Raw genomic sequence first — 14,116 nt, 5'->3', positions numbered from 1 at the left:
ACATTACCCTTTTCATTGAACTATTTACCTATTGTTGTAGTATTATATACTTTTTTTCTGAATTATCTAATAATTAAAATTTCACCATAATGTTGGTGGGATTTCCGTTCTGACTGGGCGCTTTCTTAGGGGCGTCCGATGAGCACTTAGCCAAAAGGTGTTTTTTGTGCGACAGCGAAGCGGCAAACGTAGCGGCAGCAACAGATGTTTTTTGTGCGAAAGCGGAGCGACAGCAACAGATGTTTTTTGCGCGAAAGCGAAGTGCAAACGTAGCGGGCAGCAACAGGTGTTTTTTGCGCGAAAGCGGAGCGGCAGTGGCACGATGGTTGGTCACGAAGGCGTTATCACAGGTTGTGATGCTCTAGCCCTCGTTCCCCTTATTGCGCGCTCCAAGGTCCCATTTGTGACGCTGATTCCCAAGAAGTCACCAAGTCTCTACTTCAATCCACTTATATACATGGAATACGTTTTACCAAATGTTATCCCCTACTTTTGATGATGAACCTATTATTATAGCTTTGGAATAAAGATTGATCAAAAACACCTTGCAAACACGTATTTCACGTTAAATTAAAAAAATCTCGAAAAGTCCTATCATAGCTATGTTTATATAGCTTTGTATAAAAAGCTGTATAAACAATAGCCTCGTAAAAAGGCACGAACGTTGATTTAACAACATTCGTGCCTTTTTGGTGTGTTTCCAAACTTTGATTTTGGAACGTTATTTTAAATGGGATTGTATAGCTTAAGCAAACGTATTAATCAACTAAACTGTTGTACAAGAAAGTAAACAATGACCGATATAAAAAGTAAATATATTACATATCAGGAGGTTATAATGAATATTCAACTAGGAAATAGTAATTACCTTAGCACCCTAAAAAAAGATGGCTCCAATCGTTTATCAGATGATTTGTTTTTAGATAAAAATAAAAAATCTAAAGCAACATATGAAATTAAAAAAGAGAAAGGCTATATACGTCATTACGTGACGAAAGCAAATGGCGAGATAGTGATGATTAAAGAAACAAAGTTACCTAAATCAAAAGAAAACGAACAAAGTTCTGGTGATATGAAGGATATGATTACTGAAATGGTTATGAATCAACTAACAAAAATTTTGGATAAAGAACAATTTAATAAGTTTTCTAAAACAGGATTAGTAGCTCAAAAAGAAAAGCAGATTGAAAAATATGCTACAAGTATTTAATTTGAATGAGGTTGTTCCCAAAGCCTGATTTGGGGACATACTGATTATAAGCAGCAAAAAACAAACACCTCATTCAATTGAATGGGGTGTTTTATTCCCTAACTTCCATTTGGGAACGTTTATTATATTTATTTTGTATGCTTTATAAATATTGTTGCAATAAAACACAGGTTAATTTATTGTCTCTAATTTTTATGTCTATTCTTTACAAAAATCTACAAATTTTTTTGCCTGTATTAAGGATATACCTGTTTGCTCTCTCAAAAACTTCACCGCTTTAATTTCACCGACTGACTTTATTTTCTCTTTTACTAAGGCAATCAGTTCCTCATTATAGATTTTAGTATAATCCATTTTTTCGCCCCCTCGTGTAATTAAAGTTTAACATTACCAAAGCGCCCTTTGGTAGCCTTTCATTGAGATTCTATTTATATTTTTCTACCATTCAGAACAAGTGAATCGAACAGTCCTCTTTAAAATAGTTTCTCACAGCATCTCAGAGCGTTATTTTCTAATAAAAACAGCGACAAACACGGATTTAACAGTGCTTGTCGCTGTTTGAAATGTCACCAAGCGTTCATTTGGGAACGTTATTTTAAATAATTATGTATACTTTATAAATACTTTTTTGCACTAAATTCCTGCACTTTATTAAAAAACCTGAGTAAAATGCTTATTTATTTGGAGTTCAAGCTTTCTAATGTTTAGATTTGTTTCTGCATCGAGTATTTTTATTTCAATTGTAGTGTTGTCCCACTCTTCTAAATACGTTCGCTTTACACACTTTTGAAAGCCTCTAACTCCAGAAAACTTCTCCAAATATTGCGGCTTTTCGTGAGATAAATTAAAAATACTTTCATCAATTGTCCATTGGCAGAATTGAAGATTTATATTTCGCTCAAGTTTGTTTTGTGCATCAAAACTAAAAAACATTTCTTCTGAGGCTTCGTCAAAGTATATGCCCATTATTTTCAAATAAAAATCGTTATCATTTATTAGCAATAGCTGTATACCTACATGGTCCTTTTCTTCTCCAACAAATTCCCGCCACTGTTCTTTAGTCCACGAGTCCATTTTAGTTGTATCATATGTTTTCATTGGTAAAACAACATTAATTATTTCTTTTGTCATTTCTTTCACTCCCTTTAATTAAAAACTTGTTTTTATATAATAATTGATATTAACATAAATATCCAAATTTTAATTAACAATGCACCCAAAGCGTCGTTTGGAGGCTTTTTTAGCTTAACGTTGTATATCCGCATAAATCTATTAGCCTCCACATAGAAGTTGTAGAGTGATAAATATGTATAATATGAGTACCCCATTTGTTGAAAGTTTAAACAGTTGGCGTTGACAACCTTTTTGGCAGAGAAGGTTGTCTTTTTTTATTATGTATTGCGAAGGACGTTACGTCACAATCTAATATAGATGATATAGGAGCTTAAAAGTAACTAATGTTTGGAGGGGATTATTTGGAACTTACTATAGGTAAATTTGCAAAAGCAGTTAATACAACGATAAGGACACTTAGACATTATGAGAAAATAGGTCTACTTGTACCTAGTAAGAGAAATGAATTAAATCAGAAAATTTATACTGGGGATGAATTGAAGAAGTTTTATAACATACAGTTGCTAAAAAGTTTGAACTTACCTTTATACGAAATCAAACAAAGGCTTGAAGACCCAGAGTATTCTTTTAAAGAAATGTTAGAAATTCAGGAAGCTTTACTTCTCGATAAGAGAGATAAAATAAATATGTCATTGGGAATGATGACCAGGATTAAGGCTCTATTAAATGAAACCGGTGATTTAACTAACGAAGATCTTATGTTGCTCATGAATTCTATTCGATTAGAAGAAGATCAAAGAAAAATTTTGAATCGGTATTTCTCAATAGATACAATTGATGCTATTATTCCCAAAAGTAAATCTCAACAAATAGCATTAGATAGGCTGAATATGAGGTTGTTATCTTTTTTTCAAGCAGCAATCCACAATGAACTAACCCCTGAAAGTCACGAAGTACAGAGAGAATTAAAAGAAATAATAGAAATGCTTCCTGTACCTTTAGAAGAGTTTTATAATTCCAATAATAATTTAGAAAAACAATTGGGAATTATTAAAGCCATATTACCTGTTAATATGACTGAGTTTTTAGGAGAAGCGATTCGTGTATTGTTTAACAGTCATCATGAGGGAAAAGGAGAATAAGTTTATGATTGAATTAAGTTCGAGAGAGCATTATAAATTATTGAGTCAAATTGTATTAGGATTAACTCCTTTCTTAATATTAGGTTTAATGCTTATAGCGATCTTTAGATGGGGAGAAATCATACCCTTTATTGTTTCGTTGTTTGTTCCCAATGATCACTCGTACCTTTTTGTTACCTTACTAGGTTTGCTTGTTGGTACGATTATAGTATTAATTGTAGTTGGTCTCATAATTAAAACAAAAACAGAGCTTCCTCAAACTGAAAGCGCAGAAATAATAAATAAAATAATGAAGACTTCAAGTGGTATTGCCGTTAGTTCACTAGGGGGAAGCTTTTTTGAAGAGTTTTTCTTCAGGGGTGTACTAATAGGTTTGTTTATTGGTTATCATCATATCATTGATGGAGTCGTAATTATTTTTAGTTCCTTTCTATTTTGGATCATTCATATACCGCAGTATAAAGGTGTTTATTTAGCATACGTATTAGTACTTATTAATGGACTGATATTTGCATTATTGTTTTATTTTACTAGTTCTTTAATTCCTTCAATGATTGCTCATGCTATTTATAACTTTGGAATAGGAATCTACTTTATAAAATCTAAGTAATAGAAACAGTTTTAGTCTAGTATTTAATGCTATTTTTGTGAATTGATAATAAAGTTATTGAATTATAAGAGCCTTGCTCATTTAGTAAGGCTCTTATAATGTATAGGTAACACCAGAGGAAATCTTGATGTTACTTTTTTAAAACAGAAGATGGTCATTATGAGTATAATCTAAAGGGGCAAAACGGTGCAATTTTTTTATAAACGGTATAACTTTATTTTAAACAGTACGACTTTATTTCAAAGCAACAATTATGAGCATGGAAGCCTCCTCTTCACTTAAGAATGCTAATAATCATCCCCTCTTTAATAGAGCTGATTTTGATTTAAAAAAGTTCTTGCTATGCGCAATGCATAGCTTACACAAAATTCCTCCTCCAGTTACACATGCCCGCACACGCAAAAAAAGACCATTTTAACGTGTAGTTAAAATGATCTTTTCGTAATCGTAAACTTATTGACCTGCACCATGGCAGTTTTTAAATTTCTTCCCACTTCCACATGGACATAAATCATTACGTCCGACATTCTCAGCCTTACGGACAGGTTGCTTTTTCGGTGCTGGAGAACCATCCTCTTTCGGATTAACAGCTTGTCCTTTTGCAACTTCCTCACGCTCTAAGTTACTGCGGATTTCTGCCTTCATTGCATATTTCGCTACATCTTCACGGATGGAAGCGACCATATCCTCAAACATAGCAAAGCCTTCTTGTTGGTATTCACGAAGCGGGTCATTTTGACCATATGCGCGAAGATGGATACCTTGACGTAGCTGATCCATTGCATCAATATGATCAGTCCACTTCGTATCAATTGAGCGCAATAAAATAACCTTTTCAAATTCACGCATACGCTCTGGTGTAAGCTCTGTCTCTTTTTCATCATAACGCGCATGAACAGCATCAGAAATCATTTGGTTAATTTCTTCAGCAGATTTGCCTTGGAAATCTTCTACCGTCTGATCATCTTCACCTAGGAGATTTGCACCGACAAAGTCATCAATGGCTTTTAAGTTCCAATCCTTTTGCTCGCCTTGCGTATACAATGCGACAACATTGTCGATCGTTTCTTGAATCATAGACTCAACAAGGACACGCATATTATCTGTTTCTAATACGTCATAACGTTCTTTATAAATAATCTCACGTTGCTGACGTAACACATCATCATATTGTAATAAACGTTTACGAGCATCGAAGTTATTTCCTTCAACACGTTTTTGAGCTGATTCTACTGCTCTTGAAACAACTTTTGATTGTAGTGGCTGTGAATCATCCATCCCTAATCGCATCATCATGGACTTCATATTATCAGAGCCAAAACGACGCATTAATTCATCTTCTAGTGACAGATAGAATTGTGTAACCCCTGGATTCCCTTGACGACCAGAACGACCACGCAGCTGATTATCGATACGACGAGATTCATGACGCTCCGTACCAATTACCGCTAAACCGCCAATCTCCATTACACCTTCTCCAGGCTTAATGTCTGTACCACGACCAGCCATGTTCGTAGCGATTGTTACGGCGCCTTTCGTACCAGCATTAGCAATAATTTCAGCTTCACGCTCATGATTTTTCGCGTTCAGGACATTATGTGGAATTTTATGTTTATCCAATAAATTCGAAATGATTTCAGACGTTTCAATGGCAACAGTACCAACAAGAACAGGTTGTCCTGCTTTATGGCGCTCTGCAATATCTGCCGCCACCGCTTTATATTTTCCTTCCATTGAAGCAAAAATTAAGTCTGGACGGTCATCACGAGCAATCGGCTTATTCGTTGGAATCGCCACAACACTCATATTATAAATATTACGGAATTCCTCTTCCTCTGTTTTCGCTGTACCTGTCATACCTGAAAGCTTTTGGTACATACGGAAATAGTTTTGGAACGTAATTGTCGCCATCGTCATCGATTCATTTTGAATCTCTACGCCCTCTTTAGCCTCAATCGCCTGATGTAGTCCATCTGAGTAGCGACGACCTTTCATTAAACGACCCGTAAAGCCGTCAACAATAACAATTTCTCCATCTTGCACAACATAATCTACATCATTATGCATACTTACGTGTGCCTTTAACGATTGGTTAATAGCATGGTTTAAACGTACATGCGTTAAATCAAATAGGTTATCAATACCAAATGCCTTCTCCGCTTTTTCAACACCGGCATCTGTTAACGTAACACCTTTTGTTGACTCTTCATATGTGTAATCCGTATCCGCACTTAACATACGACAAAACGCATTAGACTGTTTATAAAGCTGCGCTGATTTCCCAGCCTGACCCGAAATAATTAATGGCGTACGCGCTTCATCAATTAAAATCGAGTCAACCTCATCGATTACTGCATAATGCAACGGACGTTGTACACGTTCTTCTTTATAAAGCACCATATTATCACGTAAATAGTCAAAGCCTAGCTCATTGTTTGTGCTATACGTAATATCAGCTTCATAGGCTGCACGTTTTTCTTCTTTTGACAGGCTGTTCAAGTTTAAACCAACTGATAAGCCTAAGAAATTATACAGATGCCCCATTTCTTCAGCATCACGACTCGCTAAATACTCGTTGACTGTGACAACATGCACACCTTTACCAGTAATGGCATTCAGGTAAACAGCCATTGTAGCCGTTAACGTTTTACCTTCCCCGGTTTTCATCTCCGAAATATTACCTTCATCAAGTGCAGCAGCACCCATAATCTGTACGCGGAATGGGTACATCTCTAACACACGCTTAGACGCTTCACGACAAACGGCAAAAGCTTCCGCACGAATCGACTCTAATTTCTCTCCGTCGGCAAAACGTTTTTTAAATTCTTCTGTTTTCGCTTGTAATTGATCATCTGAAAGCTGTTCCATTTGAGAAGCGAATCCCTCAACCTGGTCAGCGATTTTTTCTAATTTTTTTAACTCACGTTTATTGAAATCAAATAATTTATTTAATAGGTTTACCATGAATTTTTTCACTTCCTATATAGTCTCAACTTTCATTTTACCATTGTGTAACAGTTTCATGCAAACAGTGTCACTAGCATGACGTTAAAGTCATAAAAAAGGCTCCCGCTGTGGCGAGAGCCTTTGTACATATGAAGTTTAAGTTGTTTCGATTAAGCCGTATTTACCGTCTTTGCGTTTGTAGACAATATTTGTGCCGTTTGATTCCGCGTCTGTAAAGATATAGAAATCATGCCCAAGCATATTCATTTGTAATACAGCTTCTTCTTGATCCATTGGCTTTAGATCAAATTGCTTTGTACGAACAATAGAGTATTCTTCATCCTCTGTCGATACATCAGCTACTGCTTGAGTAGTAGCAAAATAAAGGCCTGCACCTTCGCGCTCACGGAATTTACGGTTTACCTTTGTTTTATGCTTACGAATTTGACGTTCTAATTTATCAACGATTAGGTCAACTGCAGCATACATATCGTTATGACGCTCTTCTGCACGAAGAGTTAAGTTTTTCATTGGAATTGTAACTTCCACTTTTGTTTGCTTGTCATTATAAACCTTTAAATTTACGTTAGCGTTGGCGTTAACATCTTCGTTAAAATAACGTTCAACTTTGTCGATTTTGTTCTCAACATACTCTCGAATAGCTGGAGTTACCTCAATATTTTCACCACGAATGTTAAAGTTTAACATGTAAACTCCTCCTTTATAACTGCTATACTTTATATTTCTACACAAGTGTGAGAAATTCCTCTAAAATAATTCTTTTTTTCGCAAATTTTTTTATCCCGCATTAACGGGCTGTAATACTCCCACCTAAAATTCAGCAAAAGCAAAGGAGTTTAGGTGGGAGCCTAACTGCCCGTAAAAGCCCTATTGGTGGAATTAAAGTTTCACTTTATGAATTTACGTTATTTAATTTGGCCTCATCAGCTTCTTTTCTTCGTCGCGACTTCAATTCATCAACAATCAAATCTTCTACCGATCCTTGATTATTGAAATTCACGCCATACTGCTTGCCATTGCCAAAAGGACGGCTCCAAATTATTTCTCCACAAGCTCGTACCTCTACTGTATCAAGAACAAAGCGTAAATCCAATGGAGGAGGATTGACACCTAAATCCACCTCAGTAAACATCTTCAAACCTCGTGGACTAATATCGAGCAAGTCAGCCATTGCTGTTTGTGCTTCATTCACTTTTCCATTTTCATATACCGCAAAAGTCATTTTAATAGGTTCATCGAATTTAAATCGAAAACCTTCTTGTCTCTTAAATATCATCTACCCACTCCAATACTATTCTAAACATCTATTTAGTTGATTATGACACGATGCATGTTTTACATCTAGAGGGAATAAGTAACATATTTTACCGTATAAAGGGCTAATTTATGACTACATGTACTAAATCTATTCAAAACAGAAGTTAGAAATTTTTCTAATAATAAATGTCGATAATTCGCATAGTATAGCTATATTTGTAATTCAATTTATTAGCGCTCTATTTTAAATTCTCATGTGTTATATGGAACTTAGTATCGTAAGCCCGTAATCAAATAACGCATATAAACAACCTGGCACCTCCGGTACGATAGATGTATCTATCTAAGGAGGTGCTTTCCTTATGTCAACTAACAAATTAACCATTGTACCAGTTAAACTGGGATCCCATACCAACTGAAACAACCTCGACTAATTTTTCCAACAGACAGCTGGGCCAAGCTGTCTGATTAAAACTGTTGCGGGCGAAATCTCCTTCTTCAATGGCGTAGATGAGCACATCATTCAAGCTGTGATGAAGGAGCTGGTTCAAAAATGAAGCATGATTTTACGCGCGTGCAAAATATTTATATTGTCTGGTGGAAAACTGACATGCGTAAAGGGATTGACGGTCTAGCGACCCTCGTTCAGGACTCGTTTGAACTGGACCCTTATAGTGACTCGATTTTTTTATTTTCAGGTATAAGTAATGACCGCTATAAATGTCTTTATTTTGACGGTGACGGCTTTGCACTACTTTATAAACGTCTAGACAATGGCAGGCTACAATGGCCCAAAATGAAAAGGAAGTACGAAATCTATCTCAACAAGAATTGCGTTGGTTATTGGAAGGTTTATCTCTTCAACAACCGAGGGCAATACAGAAATCTGCAAAAGGTGTCTTTTAATCACTACTTTCTAAATGGTATAATTAACCGCAGATAATTTGAACGGAAATGTGGTGAACAAGATGAGTATGGAAACAACAGAAAAATTAATTCACTTATTAGAAGAGCAACTCGCTGTTATGAAGCAACAAAACGAAGAGCTTTCTAAAAGTTAGACGTGTCACTCGCCCAAAATAAATACTTGTCTGAACAAGTTCGCCAGTTAACCAAAATGATTTATGGTTCGCGCTCGGAGAAGTCAAAATACCAACCACCAGATGGACAATGTTCGTTATTCGATAATGATCCGTCTTTTAATGGGTCTGAGCAAACAGAAGAACAAAAGCACGGAAACTGTGACGTATACAGTGACCCGTTTAAATAAAAGAAAAGCGTAACGATTCATTCGTAGAAGGTGGAAGTGGAAGAAATTCACCATCATCCAGTAAATCTCCAATGTGACTGTTGCCAAAGTCAGCTACATGAAATCGGCTCCACAATTACCCGTGAAGAAGCAGCGTTTATTCCGCCAAGTTGGTGCGTGTGCAGCATATTGAGCATGCCTATGAGTGTAAGCAATGTAAAAAGATCGTGAACAAAATCAGTTTATTCAACGTGGGAAAGCGCCGATGGCAGTGATTCCTCGTAGCATCGCAGGGCCAACGGTGTTGGCGAAAGTCATCTATGATAAATTCTCACTCTACCTACCACTTTATCGCCAAGTAAAAGAATGGGCACGTACGGGTTTAATCACCAATGATAAAAATCTTTCGAATTGGGTGATTCGTGTTGCAGAAGAGTGGCTATTACCAATTTATGAAGAGATGAAAATGTCCTTTCAGTCAAAACGCTACTTCATATTGATGAAACTGTTGCTCAAGTATTGAATCGTTCTGATGGAAAGCGAGCACAATCAAACGCGTATAACTGGGTATTCCGAACAGTCCCAACTGAGGGGCCAGTAATCATTCTATTTGAACATGCGTTAACGCGAAGTCGAACGGTATTGGAGGAATATTTGGCCAATTTTGAGGGCACCATTATTTGTGATGGCTACTCTGCCTATGATAAGTTACCCAACATCACATTCGCCAACTGTTGGGCGCACGTTCGACGTTATTGGTTAAAAGTCGATAGCAAGAACGGACGTATTGGTTTGGCCTACTGTAATCAGCTCTACGCTTTAGAGCAAAATTCAAGGGCTGCCGCCGAAGCAACGTCGAAAAATGAGATGGCGCTACGCAAGACGGGTCATTCGAAGTTTTTTAACTGGCTCGAAAAGTCTCAATTCTTTGGCAAAAACGCATTAGCCACAGCAACAGAGTATACGTTGAACAGAAGAAATGAACTAAAAGCATTTTTGTATAATGGGCAAACCGAAATCGATAATAATCCAGCCGAAAATGCGATCCGTCCAACCGTGATAGGAAGGAAGAACTGGCTCTTTTCTGTCAGTGAGGCGGGCGCAAAAGCCAATGCAACCTGCTTAAGTCTAGCGGAAACAGCAAAAGCGAATGGTGTAGATTTCTATAAATACCTCGTCAAGCTTTTGACGGATTTACCCAATCTCGCAATTCATCAACAACCAGAATTATTACAAGAATACATGCCTTGGTCCGAGTCGATTCAAGCTACATGTGATAACAAAGCCAGCTATCTGAAAAACATCAGAAAGCTGGCCATTTGTCGTGCGTGCCGTGAGGTGCGCATATTTTTGAATTCGGGCTTACTTAGTATCGTAAGCCCGTAATCAAATAACGCATATAAACAACCTGGCACCTCCGGTACGATAGATGTATCTATCTAAGGAGGTGCTTTCATGTCAACTAACAAATTAACCATTGTACCAGTTAAACTGGATCCCATACCAACTGAAACAACCTCGACTAATTCTTTCCAACAGACAGCTGGGCCAAGCTGTCTGATTAAAACTGCTGCGGGCGAAATCTCCTTCTTCAATGGCGTAGATGAGCACATCATTCAAGCTGTGATGAAGGAGCTGGTTCAAAAATGAAGCATGATTTTACGCGCGTGCAAAATATTTATATTGTCTGCGGGAAAACTGACATGCGTAAAGGGATTGACGGTCTAGCGACCCTCGTTCAGGACTCGTTTGAACTGGACCCTTATAGTGACTCGATTTTTTATTTTCAGGTATAAGTAAGGACCGCTATAAATGTCTTTATTTTGACGGTGACGGCTTTGCACTACTTTATAAACGTCTAGACAATGGCAGGCTACAATGGCCCAAAATGAAAAGGAAGTACGAAATCTATCTCAACAAGAATTGCGTTGGTTATTGGAAGGTTTATCTCTTCAACAACCGAGGGCAATACAGAAATCTGCAAAAGGTGTCTTTTAATCACTACTTTCTAAATGGTATAATTAACCGCAGATAATTTGAACGGAAATGTGGTGAACAAGATGAGTATGGAAACAACAGAAAATTAATTCACTTATTAGAAGAGCAACTCGCTGTTATGAAGCAACAAAACGAAGAGCTTTCTAAAAAGTTAGACGTGTCACTCGCCCAAAATAAATACTTGTCTGAACAAGTTCGCCAGTTAACCAAAATGATTTATGGTTCGCGCTCGGAGAAGTCAAAATACCAACCACCAGATGGACAATGTTCGTTATTCGATAATGATCCGTCTTTTAATGGGTCTGAGCAAACAGAAGAACAAAGCACGGAAACTGTGACGTATACAGTGACCCGTTTAAATAAAAAGAAAAAGCGTAACGATTCATTCGTAGAAGGTGTGGAAGTGGAAGAAATTCACCATCATCCAGTAAATCTCCAATGTGACTGTTGCCAAAGTCAGCTACATGAAATCGGCTCCACAATTACCCGTGAAGAAGCAGCGTTTATTCCGGCCAAGTTGGTGCGTGTGCAGCATATTGAGCATGCCTATGAGTGTAAGCAATGTAAAAGATCGTGAACAAAATCAGTTTATTCAACGTGGAAAGCGCCGATGGCAGTGATTCCTCGTAGTATCGCAGGGCCAACGGTGTTGGCGAAAGTCATCTATGATAAATTCTCACTCTACCTACCACTTTATCGCCAAGTAAAAGAATGGGCACGTACGGGTTTAATCACCAATGATAAAAATCTTTCGAATTGGGTGATTCGTGTTGCAGAAGAGTGGCTATTACCAATTTATGAAGAGATGAAAATGTCCTTTCAGTCAAAACGCTACTTCATATTGATGAAACTGTTGCCCAAGTATTGAATCGTTCTGATGGAAAGCGAGCACAATCAAACGCGTATAACTGGGTATTCCGAACAGTCCCAACTGAGGGGCCAGTAATCATTCTATTTGAACATGCGTTAACGCGAAGTCGAACGGTATTGGAGGAATATTTGGCCAATTTTGAGGGCACCATTATTTGTGATGGCTACTCTGCCTATGATAAGTTACCCAACATCACATTCGCCAACTGTTAGGCGCACGTTCGACGTTATTGGTTAAAAGTCGATAGCAAGAACGGACGTATTGGTTTGGCCTACTGTAATCAGCTCTACGCTTTAGAGCAAAATTCAAAGGGCTGCCGCCGAAGCAACGTCGAAAAATGAGATGGCGCTACGCAAGACGGGTCATTCGGAAGTTTTTTAACTGGCTCGAAAAGTCTCAATTCTTTGGCAAAACGCATTAGCCACAGCAACAGAGTATACGTTGAACAGAAGAAATGAACTAAAAGCATTTTTGTATAATGGGCAAATCGAAATCGATAATAATCCAGCCGAAAATGCGATCCGTCCAACCGTGATAGGAAGGAAGAACTGGCTCTTTTCTGTCAGTGAGGCGGGCGCAAAAGCCAATGCAATCTGCTTAAGTCTAGCGGAAACAGCAAAAGCGAATGGTGTAGATTTCTATAAATACCTCGTCAAGCTTTTGACGGATTTACCCAATCTCGCAATTCATCAACAACCAGAATTATTACAAGAATACATGCCTTGGTCCGAGTCGATTCAAGCTACATGTGCATAATAAGCCAGCTATCTGAAAAACATCAGAAAGCTGGCCATTTGTCGTGCGTGCCGTGAGGTGCGCATATTTTTTGAATTCGGGCTTACTTAGTATCCATTTAAGTATCCATTTATATTAGAAACAAACACACAAAACCAGGAACTCACTTATAAATGAGTCCTGGTTTTGATGAATAAAATCCTTAAAAGTACTTTTAACTTATTTTTTCCCGTCGTAATACATACCATCCATTACACGGACAGAGCTATAAGGATTTAAATATTGCTGCTCAGTTTTTTTAGATTGTTGAAGGGTTTTCAAATCTGTTTTAATTGCAGCCATAACCTTTTGTAATCGTTCCTGTATGCCTCGATCAAGTTCTTGTAAATGTTTATTTAATTGATGCCCATCTAAAGATTTTCCAGATTGCTTCAATTCCTCGATTATTGCACCGCGTTCATCAAGCAATTCATTTATTTTTTCGATAAATTCTTCTCGATCGTCTCCGCTAGGAATGGTCGACATATGCTCATAAAGTCTAGCTGAAACAGAGAGCAAACGTTCAACTGGTCCCATCATATTCTGTCCCCATTCCCGTATTGTTGCTGACGATTAATACGAATAACTTCCTTCCATGTATCACGGAATTCCGTAACAAGTTCTTCAATTTCTTCAATTATAGAAATGTCATTTCGAATATTTGCTTCTACTAATCGATGATTCATATATTCATAAAGTGCCATCATATTTTTAGATACTTCTATATCCATATTTAGTGTCGCCATAAGCTCACTTATGATTGCCTGTGCTTTTTGAAGGTTAGTATTTTTCTCTTGAATCTTTTTTTCTTGAATCGCTAATTTTGCTTTATGCAGAAATTTTAAGCATCCATTATACAGCATTAGCGTTAAATCTCCTGGAGAGGCAGTTGTAACACTATTTTGTTTATATGCATTATGAGCTGATGTTTGTGCTGTCAATCAAAGACAACTCCTTTATATTA

The 14,116-nt window shown here is 37.3% G+C and carries 15 protein-coding genes and 4 pseudogenes; 12 read left to right on the top strand and 7 right to left on the bottom strand.

The genetic code is table 11. The annotated features are described in order from the left end of the window. Window positions 1–164 precede the first annotated feature (164 nt). Both QUF91_RS04415 and QUF91_RS04410 read left to right on the top strand, forming a co-directional pair. Complete coding sequence (locus tag QUF91_RS04415) at window positions 165–365, top strand: hypothetical protein (protein WP_289416989.1); 201 nt, start codon at window positions 165–167, stop codon at window positions 363–365. 473 nt (window positions 366–838) lie between these two features. Beyond that, the gene (locus QUF91_RS04410; protein WP_285395379.1) at window positions 839–1,210 is read left to right on the top strand and encodes a hypothetical protein; all 372 of its coding nucleotides are present in this window, start codon (window positions 839–841) and stop codon (window positions 1,208–1,210) included. 198 nt (window positions 1,211–1,408) lie between these two features. On the opposite strand, the gene QUF91_RS04405 is transcribed toward QUF91_RS04410, so the two are convergent. Both QUF91_RS04405 and QUF91_RS04400 read right to left on the bottom strand, forming a co-directional pair. Continuing rightward, window positions 1,409–1,564, bottom strand: a complete 156-nt coding sequence (locus QUF91_RS04405; protein WP_285395380.1) for a hypothetical protein — start codon at window positions 1,562–1,564, stop codon at window positions 1,409–1,411. Between the two features lie 297 nt (window positions 1,565–1,861). Further along, entirely contained in the window at window positions 1,862–2,341 is a 480-nt protein-coding gene (locus tag QUF91_RS04400; RefSeq protein ID WP_289416988.1) for a hypothetical protein, read from the bottom strand. Window positions 2,342–2,685: 344 nt separating this feature from the next. Here QUF91_RS04400 and QUF91_RS04395 point away from each other — a divergent pair, with 344 nt between their 5' ends. Beyond that, the gene (locus QUF91_RS04395; protein ID WP_289416987.1) at window positions 2,686–3,426 is read left to right on the top strand and encodes a MerR family transcriptional regulator; all 741 of its coding nucleotides are present in this window, start codon (window positions 2,686–2,688) and stop codon (window positions 3,424–3,426) included. 4 nt (window positions 3,427–3,430) lie between these two features. Continuing rightward, window positions 3,431–4,036, top strand: coding sequence for a CPBP family intramembrane glutamic endopeptidase (locus tag QUF91_RS04390; RefSeq protein WP_289416986.1), 606 nt, complete (start codon window positions 3,431–3,433; stop codon window positions 4,034–4,036). Between the two features lie 453 nt (window positions 4,037–4,489). Here QUF91_RS04390 and secA read toward each other — a convergent pair whose 3' ends face one another. The 3 genes from secA to QUF91_RS04375 all read right to left on the bottom strand — a co-directional run bounded on the left by secA (window position 4,490) and on the right by QUF91_RS04375 (window position 8,279). After that, complete coding sequence (secA, locus tag QUF91_RS04385; RefSeq protein ID WP_285395383.1) at window positions 4,490–7,000, bottom strand: preprotein translocase subunit SecA; 2,511 nt, start codon at window positions 6,998–7,000, stop codon at window positions 4,490–4,492. A gap of 138 nt (window positions 7,001–7,138) precedes the next feature. Next, window positions 7,139–7,690, bottom strand: a complete 552-nt coding sequence (gene hpf / locus QUF91_RS04380; protein ID WP_285395384.1) for a ribosome hibernation-promoting factor, HPF/YfiA family — start codon at window positions 7,688–7,690, stop codon at window positions 7,139–7,141. A gap of 205 nt (window positions 7,691–7,895) precedes the next feature. Further along, window positions 7,896–8,279: a PilZ domain-containing protein gene (locus QUF91_RS04375; RefSeq protein ID WP_289416985.1), complete on the bottom strand. Its 384-nt coding sequence runs from the start codon at window positions 8,277–8,279 to the stop codon at window positions 7,896–7,898. Between the two features lie 534 nt (window positions 8,280–8,813). Here QUF91_RS04375 and tnpB (QUF91_RS28055) point away from each other — a divergent pair. The 8 genes and pseudogenes from tnpB (QUF91_RS28055) to QUF91_RS04335 all read left to right on the top strand — a co-directional run. Further along, window positions 8,814–9,026: pseudogene (gene tnpB, locus QUF91_RS28055) on the top strand (IS66 family insertion sequence element accessory protein TnpB); the annotation flags it as partial. 351 nt (window positions 9,027–9,377) lie between these two features. Next, a complete protein-coding gene (locus QUF91_RS04370; protein WP_289416984.1) occupies window positions 9,378–9,530 on the top strand; it encodes a hypothetical protein in 153 nt (50 codons plus the stop codon). A gap of 244 nt (window positions 9,531–9,774) precedes the next feature. Further along, window positions 9,775–10,895 (top strand): annotated as a pseudogene (gene tnpC / locus QUF91_RS04360) (IS66 family transposase). Between the two features lie 69 nt (window positions 10,896–10,964). Next, window positions 10,965–11,159, top strand: coding sequence for a hypothetical protein (locus QUF91_RS04355; protein ID WP_285395386.1), 195 nt, complete (start codon window positions 10,965–10,967; stop codon window positions 11,157–11,159). Further along, a pseudogene (gene tnpB, locus QUF91_RS28050) lies at window positions 11,156–11,367 on the top strand (IS66 family insertion sequence element accessory protein TnpB); the annotation flags it as partial. The gene QUF91_RS04355 and the pseudogene tnpB (QUF91_RS28050), both read left to right, overlap by 4 nt. A 258-nt stretch (window positions 11,368–11,625) precedes the next feature. Then, the gene (locus tag QUF91_RS04350) at window positions 11,626–12,084 is read left to right on the top strand and encodes an IS66 family transposase zinc-finger binding domain-containing protein (RefSeq protein WP_289416981.1); all 459 of its coding nucleotides are present in this window, start codon (window positions 11,626–11,628) and stop codon (window positions 12,082–12,084) included. Window positions 12,085–12,117: 33 nt separating this feature from the next. Next, a pseudogene (locus tag QUF91_RS28045) lies at window positions 12,118–12,590 on the top strand (IS66 family transposase). Window positions 12,591–12,759: 169 nt separating this feature from the next. Further along, window positions 12,760–13,134: an IS66 family transposase gene (locus QUF91_RS04335; protein ID WP_353957865.1), complete on the top strand. Its 375-nt coding sequence runs from the start codon at window positions 12,760–12,762 to the stop codon at window positions 13,132–13,134. Window positions 13,135–13,332: 198 nt separating this feature from the next. Here the strand turns inward: QUF91_RS04335 and QUF91_RS04330 are convergent, their stop codons facing one another. Then, on the bottom strand, window positions 13,333–13,692 hold the full coding sequence (locus QUF91_RS04330) for a flagellar protein FliT (RefSeq protein ID WP_353957836.1): 360 nt from the start codon (window positions 13,690–13,692) through the stop codon (window positions 13,333–13,335). After that, on the bottom strand, window positions 13,689–14,093 hold the full coding sequence (fliS, locus tag QUF91_RS04325; protein ID WP_289416978.1) for a flagellar export chaperone FliS: 405 nt from the start codon (window positions 14,091–14,093) through the stop codon (window positions 13,689–13,691). Before fliS ends, QUF91_RS04330 begins: the two co-directional genes overlap by 4 nt. Window positions 14,094–14,116 lie beyond the last annotated feature (23 nt).

The sequence above is a fragment of the Lysinibacillus sp. G4S2 genome, from assembly GCF_030348505.1.
Taxonomy (GTDB): Bacteria; Bacillota; Bacilli; order Bacillales_A; family Planococcaceae; genus Lysinibacillus.
The sequence above is the reverse complement of the archived record's forward strand: the minus strand, read 5'-3'. Positions and strand labels throughout refer to the sequence as shown.